Origin of the sequence: Hyalangium minutum, assembly GCF_000737315.1 — a bacterium.
In the GTDB taxonomy this organism is placed as follows: domain Bacteria; phylum Myxococcota; class Myxococcia; order Myxococcales; family Myxococcaceae; genus Hyalangium; species Hyalangium minutum.
In genome coordinates, this window is sequence record NZ_JMCB01000006.1 from 409,011 (window position 1) to 426,451 (window position 17,441).

The 17,441-nt window shown below is 68.4% G+C and carries 16 protein-coding genes; 6 read left to right on the forward strand and 10 right to left on the reverse strand.

Annotation, left to right across the window (positions count from 1 at the left end):
- The first annotated feature begins 9 nt into the window (after positions 1-9).
- The 3 genes from DB31_RS17145 (at position 10) to DB31_RS17155 (ending at position 2,531) form a co-directional block, all read left to right on the forward strand.
- The gene (locus DB31_RS17145) at positions 10-1,122 is read left to right on the forward strand and encodes an XdhC family protein (RefSeq protein WP_044188830.1); all 1,113 of its coding nucleotides are present in this window, start codon (positions 10-12) and stop codon (positions 1,120-1,122) included.
- Complete coding sequence (locus tag DB31_RS17150) at positions 1,119-1,691, forward strand: nucleotidyltransferase family protein (RefSeq protein ID WP_044188833.1); 573 nt, start codon at positions 1,119-1,121, stop codon at positions 1,689-1,691. Before DB31_RS17145 ends, DB31_RS17150 begins: the two co-directional genes overlap by 4 nt.
- 99 nt (positions 1,692-1,790) lie before the next feature.
- The gene (locus DB31_RS17155; RefSeq protein ID WP_157232025.1) at positions 1,791-2,531 is read left to right on the forward strand and encodes a hypothetical protein; all 741 of its coding nucleotides are present in this window, start codon (positions 1,791-1,793) and stop codon (positions 2,529-2,531) included.
- 29 nt (positions 2,532-2,560) lie between these two features.
- On the opposite strand, the gene DB31_RS46595 is transcribed toward DB31_RS17155, so the two are convergent.
- Genes DB31_RS46595 through DB31_RS17170 form a run of 3 tightly spaced genes read right to left on the reverse strand, consistent with a single transcriptional unit; the run spans position 2,561 to position 8,039 of the window.
- Positions 2,561-4,114 (reverse strand): DUF4215 domain-containing protein, encoded by a 1,554-nt coding sequence (locus DB31_RS46595; RefSeq protein ID WP_083968389.1) that lies wholly within the window; start codon positions 4,112-4,114, stop codon positions 2,561-2,563.
- Between the two features lie 8 nt (positions 4,115-4,122).
- The gene (locus DB31_RS17165) at positions 4,123-5,127 is read right to left on the reverse strand and encodes a hypothetical protein (RefSeq protein ID WP_240486737.1); all 1,005 of its coding nucleotides are present in this window, start codon (positions 5,125-5,127) and stop codon (positions 4,123-4,125) included.
- A complete protein-coding gene (locus DB31_RS17170; protein WP_083968391.1) occupies positions 5,124-8,039 on the reverse strand; it encodes a serine/threonine-protein kinase in 2,916 nt (971 codons plus the stop codon). The genes DB31_RS17165 and DB31_RS17170 overlap by 4 nt, the downstream gene beginning before the upstream one ends.
- 449 nt (positions 8,040-8,488) lie before the next feature.
- Between DB31_RS17170 and DB31_RS49940 the strand changes: the two genes are divergently transcribed.
- Positions 8,489-9,706 carry a LuxR C-terminal-related transcriptional regulator gene (locus DB31_RS49940; protein ID WP_052420033.1) on the forward strand — a complete coding sequence of 406 codons (1,218 nt, stop codon included), beginning with the start codon at positions 8,489-8,491 and terminating at the stop codon, positions 9,704-9,706.
- Between the two features lie 51 nt (positions 9,707-9,757).
- On the forward strand, positions 9,758-11,479 hold the full coding sequence (locus tag DB31_RS17185) for an N-acyl-D-amino-acid deacylase family protein (RefSeq protein WP_083968393.1): 1,722 nt from the start codon (positions 9,758-9,760) through the stop codon (positions 11,477-11,479).
- A gap of 29 nt (positions 11,480-11,508) precedes the next feature.
- Here the strand turns inward: DB31_RS17185 and DB31_RS49945 are convergent, their stop codons facing one another.
- The 7 genes from DB31_RS49945 to DB31_RS17220 all read right to left on the reverse strand — a co-directional run bounded on the left by DB31_RS49945 (position 11,509) and on the right by DB31_RS17220 (position 16,722).
- Positions 11,509-11,715, reverse strand: a complete 207-nt coding sequence (locus DB31_RS49945) for a hypothetical protein (RefSeq protein ID WP_044188846.1) — start codon at positions 11,713-11,715, stop codon at positions 11,509-11,511.
- A gap of 43 nt (positions 11,716-11,758) precedes the next feature.
- Positions 11,759-12,469, reverse strand: a complete 711-nt coding sequence (gene rpiA / locus DB31_RS17195) for a ribose-5-phosphate isomerase RpiA (protein WP_044188848.1) — start codon at positions 12,467-12,469, stop codon at positions 11,759-11,761.
- Positions 12,470-12,490: 21 nt separating this feature from the next.
- Positions 12,491-13,588: a transaldolase gene (gene tal, locus DB31_RS17200; RefSeq protein WP_044188850.1), complete on the reverse strand. Its 1,098-nt coding sequence runs from the start codon at positions 13,586-13,588 to the stop codon at positions 12,491-12,493.
- A 104-nt stretch (positions 13,589-13,692) separates the two neighbouring features.
- Positions 13,693-15,156: an RtcB family protein gene (locus DB31_RS17205; RefSeq protein WP_044188853.1), complete on the reverse strand. Its 1,464-nt coding sequence runs from the start codon at positions 15,154-15,156 to the stop codon at positions 13,693-13,695.
- Positions 15,157-15,189: 33 nt separating this feature from the next.
- The gene (locus DB31_RS17210) at positions 15,190-15,609 is read right to left on the reverse strand and encodes an archease (protein ID WP_044189959.1); all 420 of its coding nucleotides are present in this window, start codon (positions 15,607-15,609) and stop codon (positions 15,190-15,192) included.
- 113 nt (positions 15,610-15,722) lie between these two features.
- Positions 15,723-16,190 (reverse strand): hypothetical protein, encoded by a 468-nt coding sequence (locus DB31_RS17215; RefSeq protein WP_044188855.1) that lies wholly within the window; start codon positions 16,188-16,190, stop codon positions 15,723-15,725.
- Between the two features lie 7 nt (positions 16,191-16,197).
- Positions 16,198-16,722, reverse strand: a complete 525-nt coding sequence (locus DB31_RS17220) for a hypothetical protein (protein WP_044189961.1) — start codon at positions 16,720-16,722, stop codon at positions 16,198-16,200.
- Positions 16,723-16,917: 195 nt separating this feature from the next.
- Between DB31_RS17220 and DB31_RS17225 the strand changes: the two genes are divergently transcribed.
- On the forward strand, positions 16,918-17,424 hold the full coding sequence (locus DB31_RS17225; RefSeq protein ID WP_044189963.1) for a GNAT family N-acetyltransferase: 507 nt from the start codon (positions 16,918-16,920) through the stop codon (positions 17,422-17,424).
- Positions 17,425-17,441 lie beyond the last annotated feature (17 nt).

Below are 17,441 nucleotides of genomic sequence, written 5' to 3' on the forward strand. Positions count from 1 at the left end.
AGATGACTTGTGAAGGATCTGGAGGACATCCTCCGCGCCCGTGGCCGCATTCAGGGGCCGCTCGTGCTGGCCACGGTGGTGGCGGTGTCGGGCTCGGCCTACCGGAGGCCCGGGGCGCGCATGCTGATGCATGAGGAGGGCTGGCTTGCGGGAGGTGTGAGCGGCGGGTGCCTGGAGGGAGACATCATCCGCAAGGCCTTCTTCTGGACGGCCAGTGGCCCTCGTGTGCTGCGCTACGACTCCACCGGCGACAACGCCGAGGACGAGGGCGGCCTGTCCTTCGCGCTGGGCTGCAACGGCGTGGTGGACGTGCTGCTCGAGCGCTGGGAGCCCGGCCCGCTGGATCCGCTCGCCTTCGCGGACGAGGCGCGGCGGCAGTCGCGGCGCGCGGTGGTGGCGACGGTGTACGCGGGGCCGGCCAACGCGGTGGGCGCGAGGCTGTTGCTGCGAGACAACGGGGTGGAGGTGAGCAATCTCTCCGGCCCGCTGCGGGATGCGGTGCGCACGGCGGCGGGCGAGGCGCTCGAGGTGGGCCGCACCTGGAGCGGCCCGTGCGGCGGCGCGGACGTGCTGGTGGAGGTGGTGGATCCGCCCACGCCGGTGGTGCTGTTCGGCGGAGGCTTCGACGTCGCTCCTGTGGTGACGCAGGCGGCGGCCCTGGGCTGGCACGTCACCGTGGTGGCGGACAAGCCCATCGACACGCTGAGGCGTCGCTTCCCCAAGGCCCACGCTGTCGTGGCGGCCAAGGCGCGTGAGATTCAGGAGAAGGTGACGCTCTCCTCTCGCACGCTGGCGGTGGTGATGACGCACAGCCTGCCGCAGGACCGCGAGCTGCTGGCCCGGCTGCTGCCGCTGCCGCTGCGCTACCTGGGCGTGCTGGGGCCTCGCTCGCGGACGGATCGGCTGCTCTCGGAGCTGACGCCCGCGCCAACACCCGCGCAGTTGGAGAAACTGCACGCACCCATCGGACTGGACCTGGGCGGCGAGGGCCCGGACGAGGTGGCGCTCTCCATCGTGGCGGAGATGCGCGCGGTGCTGGCCGATCGCGAGGGCGGCAAGCTGCGCGACCGGCAGGCTCCCATCCACACGCTCGCGCCACCGATGGCGCGGAGGCTCGCGTGAGCGTGGGCGTGGTGCTGCTGGCTGCGGGGAGCTCCTCGCGGCTGGGGCGTCCCAAGCAGCTCCTGGTCCACGGCGGGAAGACGCTGGTGCGGCGCGCGGCCGAGGCTGCGGTAGGGGCTCAGTGCGGCCCAGTGGTGGTGGTGCTTGGGGCGCAGGCGCAGGCCGTGGCCTCGGAGCTGGCCGGGCTGCCCGTGCACACGGTGCACAACGCGGCCTGGGAGCAGGGCATGGGCGTCTCGCTGCGCGTGGGCGTGCGAGCGCTCGACCCGGCGGCAGAGGCCGCGCTGGTGATGCTGTGTGATCAGCTTCGCGTGGAGTCCGGGCACCTGCGCGCGCTCGTGGAGGCCTTTGGCCGGACAGGTTCCCCCATCGTGGCCTCGGGCTACGAGAGCGCACGAGGAGTCCCCGCGCTGTTCTCCCGCGCGATCTTCCCCGAGCTAGAGGCGCTCGCACCGGACGAGGGTGCGCGTGGCGTCATTGCCCGCGATTCCTCCCGGGTGGTGGAGGTGGCGCTGGCGGGCGGTGGCGAGGACGTCGACACCACAGCGGATCTCTCCCGCCTCACTTGACGGCGTGGCTCCTGGGCCACAGCTCTGACAAGCCCTGAGTGATTCCCGTGGGTTACACGGGCACAGAGGACTGGTCCGAGGGCTGCAATGCGTCCGGGCATGCGCCTTTCTCTCCTCTCCCGAACCCCGCTCCTGTCTGCCCTCTCCCTCTTCGTGCTGCTCGCCGCTCTCCCGGCGCGAGCCGACCTGCCGCATGAGACGATCTACCTGCCTCGCGCGGAGATCTCTGACGAAGCCCTCCGCAACGTCATCGGCATTGCCTTCATCACCACCATGACCGGTCCAGAGGAGGAGCCCACGGGTGAGCTCATGAGCTACCGGCCCGAGGGCGACGCCTTCGAGCCGGACGGCACTCTGGTGATCCAGGAACTGCGTGCCATCAGCGGCTGGGAGTACGACCTTCAGTCGCTCCGCAAGCTCCCGGTGGTCGAGCGGCGCGGGCACTACCTCCACGTGGTCATCGACGCGCACACCAACGAGCGCACGTGGATCAGCGAGATCCAGGAGTCCGAGACGGGCCCCGACGTCGAGTTCCTTGCGTTCGACTCGAAGCAGTGGGCGTGGAGCGGCATCGACCTCTACTCCCTGGCGCCTCAGGGACAGACCCGCCTCCACCTGGCGCCGCGGCCCGATGCCCGCTCCTATCAACTCTCGCCGGCCTATCCTCCGCGCCGGAACGGCCAGAGCGTGGACGCGCGCATCCTCCAGATTCGCGGCAACTTCCTGCAGCTCGGGGACATGGTCGACCTGGATCAGCCCTTGGTGCCGCTGGGCTGGGTGCCCCTCACCGACGAGAACGGCGTGCTCCTCATCTGGCCGGTGTTCGCGCCCATGTGCTGAGACAGCACAGGGCGCTCACGGGACAGGGGCTACGGCCGGCAGGTCCTGGGGCTCTCCCTGCAGGTGAGGCCCGGCGCACAGTCATCGTTGCTCTTGCACGAGATGCCCTCTGAGCAGTCTCGTGCCACTCCGCCAGACATGCCGCTGATCTTGAGGATGTCATAGATCTGGTTCTGAGGCGTGCCAACGATGATTTGGTTTCCTCTCATGCCCTCAGCTACGTGCACCAGACTGATCGTGTGCGCTCCATCATAAGACGCCTCGACCTGAAGGGAGCCTGCCCACTGGATGGCGGTGTAGATCGCATTGGCGACATCAAAGCTGGTCATGCCGTTATTGATTGGAATGGCCTTGAATCCCTCGGTCACATCATCAGTATTCGGCTTGTCGAACTCGAAGCCCCTGGGAAGATTTTTGCCGTCGCTGATGGTGAACTTCCATTCATCCTTGATGAGCTTTCCAACCTTCTCACCGTCAGGCTCCTCCGCCATCACTTCGATGGATCCTCGGGCTTTCTGAATGGGTTGAACTTTCGTGCATGTGGCATTGCAGGTGCCGCATGCGTCTCTGTTACCGTCATCGCAGACCTCACCCGGGTTCAGTTCCCCGTCTCCGCAGAGGTCACGCTTGCAGTTGGGGAGGCATCCATCCCGGTCCTGCGGGTTGTTGTAGTCACACTCTTCGTGTGCGGCCGCGTTGGTGTACCTATCACCGCAGTAGGAGACTTTGCATTCTCTGGTGCAGAAACTGTTCTCTCCGCCGCCCAAGTCGCACTGCTCACCAGCGGCTGCGTTGACGATCCCATCACCACATTGAGAAAGAGTGCAGTTGTAGTTGCACCCGACCGGATCGACTCCGGGGTCACACTGCTCTGTACTGTCGGGGGCCCGGTTCACGACCCCGTCTCCGCACCGCGCCAGCTTGCAGCTCGACGACAGACAATGGTCCTCGTTGTTGGAAGGCCCATCGTCGCACTCTTCTCCCTCGTCCCTCACTCCGTTGCCGCAGGTCTCGACAGAGAGACAGTCGGCACTGCACTGATCGCCATTCAGGTTGTTGCCGTCATCGCATACCTCACCCTTAACGAGGTCCTTAATTCTATTGCCGCAACTCTCATCGGACTTGCAATCCGCGCTGCAGCCATCTCCAGAGAGCGTGTTGCGATCGTCGCAGGCCTCGTCTTGGTCGATGATGCCGTTTCCACACTCTTCATCGGACTTGCAGTCAGCGCTGCATCCATCGCCAGGCTCGGCGTCGCCAAAGTCGCAGACCTCGTCCTTGATCTCATCAACGATGCCGTTCCCACATGTCTCGTCGGACCTGCAGTCCGAGCTGCACCCATCGCCGTTGATCTTGTTCCCATCATCGCAGGCTTCTCCCGCCTGCCGTACGCTGTCACCGCAGGAATCGGAGAGGCAGGATCGGCCATCCGCGGAGCACGTCATCCGCGAGGGGCAGACGAGGCCGGAAGAGCAGGTGATGGTCCCGGACTCGTAGCAAGCCGAGAGAGTCAACGCCGTCAGCGCCAGCATGAACCGGACGCCGTGGACACAAAGAGTCCAACTGGGGGTCATTCGCTTCATGGGGCACCTCAGAATTGAGTTGATGCCTGGACACCGGTCTGGCCGCCGCCCACCACGGGCGTGACAGTCAATTCGTTGTCACCCAGGGGAACGGGATGAAGCTTGGGCTGGAGCCGGTTCACATAGAGGAGCGCCACCCCCGTAAAGACCGCCGCTCCTCCCACCGCGTACGAGACCGCCGCCACCCGTTGCAGCGTCTTCGCTCGGGGGCGCGCGTCTACGACCTGCGGGTCGGGCGGCATCCATCCCCCCAGCTCGTCGACCCGCGCATCGAAGGCCCGGAGATCATCGCGGGCCTTCATGTGGATCAGCCGCCCGCCCACGGCCAGCGCCGCGCCTGCTCCCATCACCGCCCAAGGCTTCCATGCAGCCCACCGGCGCTGCTCCTCGATTTCCAGCCGGTAGCCCAGCTTCTGCCCGGGCTCCACATCAAGCTTCAGGTCCGGGAGCTGGTAACCATCGTGGGTGGCGCTCAGCAGGTAGGGCCCGGGCCGAAGCAGCCGCTCAAACCGCTGGCACGAGACGGGCAGGTGCTGAATCTCGGACTTAAGCGTCACCGAGGTATCCGTCCGGCACAGGAGCGTCATCCGCGCGTAGTCGTGCTCCATGCGCTCGATGTACTTCTGGGCGTGCTGATACCGGTCTGGACCGAGCGGCGCCTGCCCATGAGCAATGGACACGTTCATGAGCGCATAGACCTCGTCGGGCTTGTCGAGGTTCATCATGGCCAGCGCCAGATTGTAGGAGGTGGCTGGATGATCCCAGTGCTGAAGCGACTCGCGGTACTTCTTCGCCGCCTCGATGAAGAGCGACTCCTTCAGCATCGTATTGCCCTGCTCGAACGGCCCGACCGCCGCCTGCTGCTGCTCCAGGGAGACGTTCTTCGCCCAGGCCGGCTCACGCGTCAGCGAGGGCACCGGTCCCGGCTGCTGCGCCGTGGCAGGCAGGGCGCTCAGCAGGAGCGCCAGGGCTATCCCCAGACAGTGTGTGTTCCCGCCCATACACGTCTTCATTTCGCCTCCTTGTCCAGGTACAGCGAGGGCACGGGGCCCATCTCGATGGTGCGCTCCTGGCGCTCTTTTTCTTGGCGAAGCTTCTCCTGGAGGCTCTCCACCGCGCGAAGTGCCCGCTCCCGATCCTCGCGCGCCCTCCTCTCGCTCTCGTCGGAGGCCTTTTTTGCTCGCTTGGCCTTCCGCTCCGAGAGGCGGGCCTGGCGTACGGCTCGGGTGAGCCCGTCATTCGCGCGCTCATAATCGGCGTTGGCCTCACGGAGCTGCTGGAAGAGCTCCAACTTCTTCTGCTGCTCCTCCTGCACCTTCTTCTGCGCGGCCTGCTCCTCCTCCTGGGCCTTCTGCCGCGCCAGTGCTTCGGCCTTCGCCTCGGCCAAGCTGCGCTGCGCCGCCACCTCGGCCTTGCGCGCCTCGCGCGCCTGGTGCTCGGCCTCCTGCTTGGACTCTCGGATGTTCACCAGCGCCACCGCGGAGGCCGCCACGAGCAAGCTCAGGAACACCATCGCGCCGATGACGAGCATCCGCCTCCACCGCGTGGAGCGCGCCGCTTGAGAGGCGACAGCCTTGAGGAAGTCGAGCTGCACCTGGGGCAGCTCGCCCACGTAGCGGCGCTGGAACCGCTGCGCCTCCTCCACCATCTCTCCCCGCCACAGCAACCCGCTGTCCCGCCCCTTCGTGTGCCACTGGCGAGCCGCGTTGCGCAGCTGATCCAAGAACGCCGAGTCATCCTGCGTCTCGTCCAGCCAGCGGTGCAGCGTGGGCCACTGGTGGATGAGCGACTCGTGGACCAGCTCCACCGTCGCCCCCGCTGCTCCGCTCCCGGTCTGCACCACCAGCAGCCGTGCCTGCACCAGCTGATCGGCCAGCGCCAGGATCTGCCCCGTATCCCGGCTCAGTTCCTGGAGCTCCTCCAGCGAGACGATGGCCCGGGTGCGCTCCGGAGTCACCAATCGGAGGAACAGGGCCCGCACCAGCGTACGGGACTCCGACGGCAATCGAGCCAGCACGCTGTCCGCATGGCTGGCGAGTGCCCCCGCGATGCCTCCCATCTCGTCGTAGCGCTGCTGCGTCAGCAGCCTGCGCGCGGTGTCTCGCTGCTCCCAGAGCTGGGTGGCGGCGAACTGCAGCAGCGGCAGCGCGCCTTGGGTCGCCTCCAGGTGCTGGAGCATGCTGTCCACCATGTGCGGAGACTCGAAGCGGTAGCCGGCCATCTCCGCCGGCCGCACCAGCGCGTCGCGCAGCCCGTCACTGCCCAGCGAGCTCAGGAAGAAGAGCCCCTGGCCCAGCTCCGCCATGAAGCGCTCGTCCTCCGGCACCCGGTCCAGGAAGTCCGAGCGAATGGACACCACCACCCGCATGGGCGCCGTCGCGTCATCCGCGATGCCCGACAGGCATGCAGTGAAGGCCAGGCGCTCCTGAGGGTTGGCCACCTGCGTGTAGAGCTCTTCGAACTGATCCACGAAGACGAGCAGCCGCCGCCGGTCCCGGCGGGCCCTGCCGCGCAGCACCGTGCCCACGATGCCGGGCTCAGCGCGCATCCGCTCCACCAGCGTGTGGTGCTCCTTCAAGTCCTGCGCGAGCGAGTCCGAGGAGTTCAGCAACGGCGCCACGATGTTCGCCAGCGCCCCCAGCGGATCCCTTCCGGGGCGGATGACCACCGCGTCCCACGGCTCTCCGGAGCGCTTGAGCGCCGGAACCAGGCCGGCGCGCACGAAGGAAGACTTGCCCGCCCCCGAGGGCCCCACCACCGCCATCAGCGGCCGGTCGCGGATGCGGCTCACCAGGGCGGCGATCTCCCGCGAGCGCCCGAAGAACAGGTCGGCGTCCGCCTCCTGGAAGGAGCTGAGGCCAGCGTAGGGGCTCTCATCGATGCGCAGCTCGGGGGCATAGCGGCCGGGGAGGAACGCCTCCAGGGCGCGCAGGAGCTCGGTCGCGTCGTGGAAGCGCTCCTCCTTGCGCTTGAGCAAACAGCGATCCACCACGTCCGCCAGCGCCACAGGCACGTCGGGCGCCACGTCCCGCAGCCGGGGCATGGGCTCGTCCAGGAACGCGGTCACCGCGAGCTGGGGACCCCGCAGGGGCTCCAGCGGGTGCCGGCCCGCGAGCATCCGGAAGAGGATGATCCCCACCGCCCAGAGATCCGTGCGGTGATCCACCGTGACGCCGTTGCCCCACTGCTCCGGGGACATATAGGGCAGCGTGCCCACCAGCGCGCCGTTCTGGGTGAGGTGGGAGAGCTCCGCGCTCAGGCCTTCCGCGGCGGAGGCGGGCGCCACCCGGCTGCGCTCGGAGGACGACTCATCCCCCTGGAGCACCTTGGCGATGCCGAAGTCGAGCACCTTGATGGAGCCCGCGTCGGTGACGAGGATGTTGTCGGGCTTGAGGTCGCGGTGAACGATGCCCTCCCCGTGGGCGCAGACCAGGGCGCGCACCACGGGCACCATCAGCTCCACCACTCGGGCCGGTGGCAGGCGCTGGCCCCCCACCACCTTCTGCAGCGGCTGCCCCTGGAGGTACTCCAGCACCATGAAGGGCTTACCGTGGACCTCGCCCACCTCGTAGATGATGACGATGTTCTCGTGGCTGCAGCGCGCCGTCGCCCGCGCCTCGAGGATGAAGCGCTGGGTGAATGAGGGGCTCTGCGTCTGCAGCAGCTTGATGGCCACGCGGCGCCCCAGCCGCGTATCACGCGCCAGGTAGACGGTGCCCATGCCGCCGCTGCCGAGCTGGCGGATCAGCTCGTATTGGTGGATGCGTGAGCTTGGCGCGAGCACCTCTTGGGTGTCCTGCGCGCCGCGCGCCGCGCTCTGCAGGTTGACCGCTGAAGAAGACACTCCCGTATTCGGTGCCACGGTCGCGCGTCGCTTGAGGTCAAGCGAAGGCGGCCTCGCGGCATCCGCGAGCTCGGTCGTCATGTCTGGCTTTGGCCTTTGAGTCGGTGGTCGTGGATCAACAGGGTGGATGCATGAATCCGAGAGTCCTCGGGCCCCCGCCCGGAAATCCTCGGGCCCTCCCGCCCTCCGCTCGCCCAGCGCCCCCCGCCCCCGCCCTCAACCCTCACATCTCCTGGGATGATCAGGAGATGGGCCAAGTCGATCTATTCACCCTTAGTGGTAGCGGAAGGGGAGCGAGGACTCAGACAAGCGCTCTGTTCTCGGGTGGTCGCTCGCTCCCTGCGCATGGCTCACTGACCAACAACGCTGAGTACGACCCGGCAGGAGCGCCTCTGGAACGAGCCTGCCCCTCCCGGCACGAGTGAGTGCAGCTAAGGGACTGGCACGATTGACTTGGAGTGCGTCTTGGGACGTTATCGCCGTGGAATCAACATCTGTGCCCGTTCTCCAGGCCTCTCTTCAGGTGTCCCTTGCCTCGCGACGATTCTCCCCGTGCACCGCTCCAGGGCCCCATTTCGAGGGGATTCCTCCCCGGTAGCAAACTCTTCCAGCGGCGTGACTTCGTCCGCGAGCGTTTCGGGGAGCCGGCTTGGGACGCGGTCCTCACGCTCCTGTCCATCGAGGATCGCGATCAGCTCGGCTCGGCGGATCCTGGAGCCTGGTACGACATCCACTTGATGGTGCGGCTCGTTGACGCAATGTGTCAAAAGCTCAGGTTGGATGAGGCGCTGCTGATGGAGATGGGCCGCTTCGATGCGGACCGGGAGCTGTCCACCGTGTACCGGTGGTTCCTGCGGTTGATCCGCCCCTCGTTCGCCATCCGCCACATGAACCTGTACTGGCGCCGGTCGCACGACACGGGCACGTGGCGCTCGTGGCGCACCGGCAACGAAGTCACTGCCGAGCTGAAAGACTGGGCCGCCATCAACCGCGCCATGTGCACCACGCTCGGCGGGTACCTGGGGCGCACGCTCGAGCTGTTCGGTGGGAAGGTGGGGCCCATCGAGCACACCGAGTGCCGCGCTGATGGCCATGCCTGCTGCATCTTCCGGACGCACGTGGAGCTGCCCGCGGACGAGCCCCGGTCCGGGCGCCGGCCCACGCGGGCAGATGTGTCCTCCCTGGCGCGCGAGCTGGCGCAGTACCCCAACCGCGAGGCGCTCGCCGAAGCGCTGGTGTCGTTGCTGCGCTTCCAGTTCGGCTGCTCCTTCGTGGAGCTGTGGGTCACTGGCATGGAGGAGCGGATGCAGCTCATGGGCATCTCGGGCGAGCGCGGCCCCGGAGAGCCGCGCCGCTTCGTGCTCGAGATGGCGGGCCGCACCGTGGGACGGCTCGAGGTGGAGCTGCCGCGCGGCCCTGGGCAGTGGGGCATGGACGAGGTGCTCACCGAGCTGGTGCCGTGGGTGGCCATCGCGCTGGAGACTGCGGGCGCGGCCCGCGGCGAGCCCAAGGAAATCGAGGAGACGGAGCTGGCCCGCCGGCTGCGGCGCGCCCGGGAGATTGGCCAGCTCACGCCCCGCCAGATCGAGGTGCTGGAGCTGGTGGCCCGGGGCAAGACGAACAAGGAGATCGCCTCGGTACTCGGGCGAAGCGAGGGCACCGTGGAGGTCCACGTCACCAACCTGCTGCGCAAGTACGGAGCCAGCAACCGCGCGGGGCTCGTGGCCATGTTCTGGGGTGAGCTGTAGCGTCCTTCCCGAGGAAGACGTGCCTGCTCGGGGCGGCTAGCCTCCCCAGCCGTGAAAAACCTGCGCGTCCTCCTCTCTTGGGTCCTCGCCAGCTGTGGGCTGCTGCTCGCCGCCTGTGCCTCCACCCCGGCGGCTCCAGCCTCGCAGGGCCCCACGTATGACGTCATCCTCCGCGGGGGCACCGTCTATGACGGCAGCGGCGGTGCACCCTTCGTGGCCGACGTGGCCATTCAGGGAGACACGCTCGCCGCCCTAGGAGATCTCAAGGAGGCGCGAGGGCGGCTCGAAGTGGATGCCCAGGGCCTCGCCGTGGCTCCCGGCTTCATCAACATGCTGAGCTGGGCCACGGAGTCGCTGCTGGTGGATGGGCGCTCGCAGAGCGAGCTGCGCCAGGGCGTCACGCTGGAGATCTTCGGCGAGGGCTCCTCCATGGGGCCCCTGAACCCGGCGATGCGCGCGGAGATGATCGAGCAGCAGGGAGACCTCAAGTTCGAGGTGCCATGGACGACGCTCGGCGAGTACCTGGAGCACCTGGAGCGGCGCGGCGTCGCCCCGAATGTGGCCTCGTTCGTGGGCGCTACCACCGTGCGCGTGCACGAGCTGGGCTATGCCGACCGCGCCCCCACCCCCGAGGAGCTGGAGCGGATGCGCGCCCTGGTGCGCCAGGGCATGGAGGAGGGAGCACTCGGTGTCGGCGCGTCGCTCATCTACGCGCCCGCCGCGTATGCGAAGACGGACGAGCTGATCGCCCTGGCCCGCGTCGCCTCCGAGTATGGGGGCATCTACATCGCCCACATGCGCAGCGAGGGAGACCGGCTGCTGGAGGCCATCGACGAGACGATCACCATCGGGCGCGAGGCCGGGCTGCCGGTGGAGATCTACCACCTGAAGGCCGCGGGAAGAGCCAACTGGGGCAAGCTGGATCAGGCCCTGGCCCGCATCGAGCAGGCGCGGCAGAGCGGCCTGCGGGTGACGGCGGACATGTACCCATACACGGCCGGCGCCACAGGGCTGGATGCCTCGATGCCACCGTGGGTGCAAGAGGGCGGGCAAAAGGCCTGGGAGGAGCGGCTGAAGGACCCAGCCGTCCGCCAACGCGTGCTGAAGGAGATGACCACGCCCGGTGGGAACTGGGAGAACCTCTTCCTGGCCGCTGGCTCGCCGGAGAACATCCTGCTGATCGGCTTCAAGAACCCGGCGCTCAAACCGCTGACCGGCAAGACGCTGGCGCAGGTGGCCGCGCTGCGCGGCAAGTCCCCCGAGGAGACGGCGATCGACCTCGTCATCGAGGACGGCAGCCGCGTGTCCACCGTGTACTTCCTCATGTCCGAGGAGAACGTGCGCAAGCAGCTCGCGCTGCCGTACATGAGCATCTGCTCGGACGTGGAGTCCGTGGCCGCCGAGGGCGTGTTCCTCAAGTCCAGCACCCACCCGCGTGCCTACGGCAGCTTCGCGAAGGTGCTCGGGCACTACGCCCGGGACGAGAAGGTGCTCTCGCTCCCGGAGGCCGTGCGCCGGTTGACTTCACTGCCCGCCGAGAACCTGCGGCTGGACCGGCGCGGGCGTCTGAAGCCTGGCCACTTCGCCGATGTCGTCGTCTTCGACGCGGCGAAGATCCAGGACCACGCCACCTACGACAAGCCGCACCAGTACGCCACGGGCGTGCACCACGTCTTCGTCAACGGGGTGCAGGTGCTCCGGGAGGGGGAGCCCACGGGCGCCACGCCCGGCCGCGTCGTCCGAGGCCCAGGTTGGAAGGGCGCCCGGAAGTAGGCGCTCCCTCTCACCCGCTCGCCGCGGTGCTACCCGCTGGGCATCAGGATGCGGGACTTCTTGGCCGTACCCTTCTTGCCCGCCGGCATCAGGATGCGGGACTTCTTGCCTGCCGCCTTCTTCGCAGTGGACTTCTTGGCTGCGGACTTCTTGCCCGCCGCCTTCTTCGCGGGAGCCTTCTTCGCCGTCGACTTCTTCCCTGCCGCCTTCTTCGCCGTCTTCTTTCGAGTCGCCATGGTGACGGTGATGTTAGCGCAGATCGCGAAGCGGTGCGCAGCCTCACCCTGAAGGACGGCGGTGCTCCACGCCCTTCGGGCCCGCGATGATCAGCTCGGAGGTGATGCCGATGAACAGCCCGTGCTCCACGACACCGGCCCGCGCCTCCAGCTTCGCGGCCAGCTCGGCCGGACGGGCGATGGGGCCGAAGGCACAGTCGAGAATGAAGTTGCCCTGATCCGTCCTGTAGGGCGCTCCGTCATGGGCCTCGCGCCGGACGACCCGCGCGCCGAGCCCTTCCAAGTAGAGCGCCTGGGAGTTCCAGCCAAAGGGCAGCACCTCCACCGGCACGGGCCACCGTGTCCCGAGCTGGGGCGACAGCTTGCTCTCGTCCACGACGATGATCTCCCGCTGGCTCGCCTGAGCGACGATCTTCTCCCGCAGCAGCGCTCCCCCCCCGCCTTTGATGAGGTTCAGGGCCGGGTCCACCTCGTCCGCGCCGTCGATGGTGAGCGCCAGGAACGGGTGCTCCTCCAGGGTCGTCAGCGGCACCCCGAGCGAGCGCGCCAGGGACTCGGTCTCCAGCGACGTGGGCACTCCCACCACGTCCTTCAGCTTCCCCTCCCCGAGCAGCGCCGCCAGCCGGTGCACCACGAGCGCCGAGGTACTCCCCGAGCCGAGCCCCACCACCGTGCCAGACTGGATGAGCTCCACGGCGCGCTCGGCGGCCATCCGCTTGTAGCGGCTGGCCTCACTCTCCTGGAGAAGGGACATGGCGGACGGCCTCCTGGGGCCTCAGCGCACGGCTCCAGGGCCCACCTCCAGAGCCTCGCTCTTACTGGCCAGACACGCCATGAGATCGTTCCAGGACTTCGAGAAGGAGTCCGCGCCCTCATGCTGGAGCTGCTCGGCCAGGGCTTCTACGTCCACGCCGGCGGCCATGAACTCGGCGATGACGCTCCTGGAGTCCCCACCATCCCGAGGCAGGCTCTGCCCCACCCGCCCGTGGTCCACGAAGGCCAGCAGGGTGCTCTCCGGCAGGGTGTTGATGGTGTCCGGCGCCACGAGCGCCTCCACATAGAGCGTGTCGCGCGCGTTGGGGTCCTTGGTGCTGGTGCTGGCCCACACCAGCTTCTGCATGGAAGCGCCCTCGGCCTCCAGGTGGCGGACGCGGCGGCTCTCCCCCAGCCCACAGTACGCCCGGTAGGTCCGCTGTCCCACGGCGATGCCCAGCCGGTTGCGCAGCGCCTCGGGCACCTTGCCCTCCACCGCCTTGTCCCAGCGGCTGATGAAGAGCGAGGCCACCGACGGTACATCCGGCGAGAGCCCGTCCTGCAGCCGCCGCTCGATGCCCCGCATGTACGCGTTGGCGGCGGCCAGGTACTGCTCGGCCGAGAAGAGGAGCGTCACGTTGATGGGCACCCCCGCGTAGATGGCCTCCTCGATGGCTCGCAGGCCCGCGTGCGTGCCCGGAATCTTGATGAACAGGTTGGGCAGGCTGGCGCGCGCATGCAGCGTGAGCACCTGCTCCAGCGTGGGCACCGGCTGCCAGGCGAGCAGCGGAGACACCTCCAGCGACACCCAGCCGTCCTCGCCCTGCGTGCGCTGGTGGATGGGCCGGAAGAAGCTCGCCGCCCGCGACAGGTCCTCCAAGGCGAGCTGGAAGAAGAGCGCCTCCCCACGCAGACCCCGCTCCACCCCCATGCGGATAGACTCGTCATAGTCCCCACCCTTGCGGATGGACTGTTCGAAGAGGGTGGGATTGGACGTCATTCCCGTGACGCCCAGGTCCTCGATGTAGTGCCGCAGCGTGCCCTCATTGAGCATCCGGCGGGTGATGGCATCCAGCCAGATGCTCTGTCCGGCCTCCTTCAGCGCCCGAGTCGCGATCATGCCCCGCGCTCCTTCCCAGGGAGACGGTCGAGCCACGCCTCCTCTCTAAAGCGGAAGGTGTGCATCCTGGCGCGGGGCCGCAGTCCTTGGCGGGGACACCTCGCTCAGCCCTTGAGCACCGCCAGGGGCACCAGCCGAGCCACCTTCCCCGCGATGCCCGCGGTGTCCACCGTGTCCACCACCCGATCGACATCCTTGTAGGCCGTGGGGGCCTCCTCCGCGAGCTCCGCGTTCGAGGGGCACTCCACGCTGATGCCCTGGGCGCTCAAGGCCTTGCGCAGCTCCGCGCCGGCCACCTGCTGCTTCGCGGCGGCCCGGCTCAGCTGCCGCCCCGCCCCATGACAGGCGCTGCTGAAGGAGACGGCCTGGGACTCGCTCCGCCCCACCATCACGAAGGAGGCCGTCCCCATGCTGCCAGGGATGAAGACCGGTTGGCCCACCGGCTGGTAGGCCTCGGGCAGCTCCGGGTGCCCTGGACCGAACGCCCGTGTGGCCCCCTTGCGGTGCACGCACAGGCGCCGGCCACCGTACGTCTCCAGCTTGGCGATGTTGTGCGCCACGTCGTAGACGACATGCGGCCAGGCTTCGGGCCGAGGGCCCAGTCTCCGGCTGAACACCTCGCGCACACGGTGGGTGAGCACCTGCCGGTTGGCCCAGGCGAAGTTGGCCGCCGCGCACATGGCCGCGTAGTAGCCCTGGCCCTCGGCGGACGAGAACGGCGCGCAGGCGAGCTGCCGGTCCACCAGCCGCAGGCCTTCACGCGCCAGGGCCCGGTCCATCTCGCGCACCCAGTCCGTGCAGACCTGGTGCCCCAGCCCGCGCGAGCCGGTGTGGATGAGGATCGTCAGCTGGCCCTCGAACAGCCCCAGCGCCTCCGCGGCCCCCGCGTCGTAGATGCGCTCCACCCGCTGCATCTCGATGAAGTGGTTGCCGCCGCCCAAGGTCCCGAGCTGATCACTCCCCCGCTCCCGGGCCCGGACGGAGACCTGGGCCACGTCCGCACCCGCAAGGTGCCCTCCCGCCTCGATGTAGGAGAGGTCCTCCCCCGCTCCCAGCCCCAAGCCATGCACCACATAGGGCACCCCCTCCGCGAGCACCCGCTCGAGCTGCTCCGGGCTCAGGACCCACCGGCCGTGGCGGCCAAAGCCCGTGGGAATGCTCCGGGCCAGATCGTGCGCCAGGGCGGGCACCGCCTCCTTCACATCCTCGTGCAGGAGCCCGGTGGAGAGCAGCCTCACACCGCAGTTGATGTCGAACCCAATCCCCCCGGGAGAGATGACCCCATCGGGAAGCAAGGTGCCCGCCACACCGCCCACGGGGAAGCCGTAGCCCTCGTGCATGTCCGGCATGCCGATGGCGAACCCCTGGATGCCCGGCAGCGTCGTCACATTGACGAGCTGGAGCAGGCTGCGATCGCGGAACATCTGCCGGAGCAACACCTCATCGGCGACAATCCGGGCGGGCACGCGCATGTCCGAGCGGAACCGGGGATCCAGCTCGTAGAGCGCCGGACCCAATTGGCGGAGGAGCGGCTCGAGCCGTGTGAGGACTTCGGCGGTGGGTTCCATGCGTGCCTCGAAGCGGCGGGGGCCGCGCTGAGCTCAGACATCGAGCACGAGGGTGGCGGTGAAGCGATCCTCGTGCTCCCGAATCTCCAAGCCATGAAAGGTGGCGGCCTTCACCGCGGTCTTGAGCACCGTGGGCTCCTGGCCGCGAATCCGTGCGCGCAGCGTCCGGTCCGTCAGCTCATCCACCCTCAGGTGCGTGTAGACACGCTTCCACAGGTCCGAGCGGGAGATGAGCTCGTTGAGCCAGTCGACGAGCAGCGCCTCGGTGTCCACCGCCTCGAGCAGGACGAACTCCAGCTCGGCCTCGGGCGGTGTCTCCGGCAGCGGGTCGCCGAGCATGAGCTCGGCCAGTGCGTACCCCGCTTCCTCGAAGAGCTCGGGCAGGCTGGTGCCCGCGATGCGGATCTGCACCTCGCCGGTGTGTGGCTCGAACTGGTAGGAGCCCGGCTCCACGACCACCTCCCTGGGCAGGCGTCTCCCCTCAAGGTGGAGGTGCCCCGGGATGCAGGCAACAGGTGGAGCCGGGAGACAGGCGGCAGGCCGTGCGAGCCGCTGCCCCTCCCGGCTCAGGGAGAGGCCGGGCTGTCCAGGTAGGCGCTGACGCCCTGCCAGGACTCATGCACCGCGCGATCATTCGCGAGCGCGCTCTCATACGTGACGCCCTGGTGGGTGCGCAGCCGCAGGTGCGAGCGCAGCCGCTCGGCTTGGGCCAGCTCGATGCGGGACAGCGTCACGGTGTGCGCGGGGAACAGGTAGTGCAGGCGCACCTCGTCATCGAGTAGCTCCACCCGGTAGAACCCCTGGAGCGTGGCGGCGTACATCACCCCGAACAGCAGCCCGAACACGCCCACGCACAGCACCGCCGCCAGCGGCGCGGGCAGTCCCGGCGCATCGCGGAAAGGCGACCGGCGCCAGGGCCAGCTCATCAGCCCCGCGTAGAGCGCCAGCGAGACGCCCAGCGCGAACATCAGGAGGATGATGAGCCCCACCGTGGCTCCCCAGGCACTGCACAGCTCGTAGATCATCGTCATCATGCGGAGGTCAGTTCAGGAAGTCCGGCAGCATGGGCAGGCCGTGGAAGAAGTTGCGGCCGTTCTCGAAGCGGCGGATGAAGCCGGCGCGGTCCAGCAGGAACATGTCCGCCATCTCCGCCTCGCCGTATGAGCGGAAGAACGCGGCGCGGGCCTCGTCACAGGCGATCTCGTACTGGCGGGAGAGGGCCTCCCACTCCTCGGGGGCCTCACCGGGGGCCCAGCTCTTGTCCTCGGGCAGGCCGTAGTCCTGCTCCATCGTCTCCAGCTCGCGGCCCAGCTCGCGCACCTTCGCGTCTTCCGGGAGGGCCTCGTCCGCCATGGCCAGGAGGATGTGCACCACGAGGAAGAAGCCCGCGTCCACCGGCACCGCCCCCGTGTCCCGCGCCTCGCGGAACGTCACCAGGAGCTGGGCGTCCAGCGCATCCCCGTCGAGATCCGACAGGCGCCGCGCCAGCTCCCTCAGCTCCTGCTCCCGCTCGGCCGGGTCTTCCGCGTCCGGGGCGGACGACTTGCCATGTCGTGTCTTTTTCATGGTCTCTCCCGCGTTCACACCCCAGAGCGTCTCATGTGGGTCTGACTCCTTTTCCCCTGGGCTCTGACGCTTGCCGGGGGGCTTCTTGTGCCCGGGGATGTCCAACTCACGACGTCGGATTCCCGTTGTGTGCGGCAGTGAAACGCACCGCGCGTGTCCCCGCGCTCACACAGAGGCGCTAAGGTGGGCAAAGCCGTGTCCCACACCTTCTCCCTGCGCCCAGTCAGCCCCTCGGACGACACGTTCCTCTTCGAGCTGTACGCCAGCACCCGCGCGGAGCTCGCGGCGCTGGGGCTCGGCGAGGCTCAGCGTCAGCTGCTCCTGAGGGTGCAGTGGATGGCGCAGCGGCAGGGCTACCAGTCGCGCTATCCGCACAGCGAGCACCAGCTCGTGCTCGTGGAGGGGCGCCCCGTGGGACGCCTGTGGGTAGCGCGCGAGCCCGAGGAGCTGCGACTGGTGGATGTGTCGCTGCTGCCCTCGCACCGAGGCAGCGGCGTGGGCACCGGGCTGCTGCGAGCGCTCCAGCAGGAGGCCGCCACCACGGGCAAGCCGCTGCGCCTGAGCGTCGCGCGAGACAACCCGGCCCAGCGGCTCTATGCGCGGCTCGGCTTCACACCCGTGGGCGGAGCGGAGACCGGTGTGGATCCGTACCTCGCGCTCGAGTGGAGGCCCGCGCCGCGCGAGGGAGAGCGCGGGACCTGAGTCCCCTCTGGAAACAC

Coding starts and splice junctions, on each gene's coding strand:
- DB31_RS49945 (WP_044188846.1), bottom strand. CDS start 11,715: ATGGCGACTCGAAAGAAGACGGCGAAGAAGGCGGCAGGGAAGAAGTCG.
- DB31_RS17155 (WP_157232025.1), top strand. CDS start 1,791: ATGCGCCTTTCTCTCCTCTCCCGAACCCCGCTCCTGTCTGCCCTCTCC.
- DB31_RS17205 (WP_044188853.1), bottom strand. CDS start 15,156: ATGGAACCCACCGCCGAAGTCCTCACACGGCTCGAGCCGCTCCTCCGC.
- DB31_RS17170 (WP_083968391.1), bottom strand. CDS start 8,039: ATGACGACCGAGCTCGCGGATGCCGCGAGGCCGCCTTCGCTTGACCTC.
- DB31_RS17220 (WP_044189961.1), bottom strand. CDS start 16,722: ATGAAAAAGACACGACATGGCAAGTCGTCCGCCCCGGACGCGGAAGAC.
- DB31_RS46595 (WP_083968389.1), bottom strand. CDS start 4,114: ATGAAGCGAATGACCCCCAGTTGGACTCTTTGTGTCCACGGCGTCCGG.
- tal (WP_044188850.1), bottom strand. CDS start 13,588: ATGATCGCGACTCGGGCGCTGAAGGAGGCCGGACAGAGCATCTGGCTG.
- DB31_RS17165 (WP_240486737.1), bottom strand. CDS start 5,127: ATGAAGACGTGTATGGGCGGGAACACACACTGTCTGGGGATAGCCCTG.
- DB31_RS17215 (WP_044188855.1), bottom strand. CDS start 16,190: ATGATGACGATGATCTACGAGCTGTGCAGTGCCTGGGGAGCCACGGTG.
- rpiA (WP_044188848.1), bottom strand. CDS start 12,469: ATGTCCCTTCTCCAGGAGAGTGAGGCCAGCCGCTACAAGCGGATGGCC.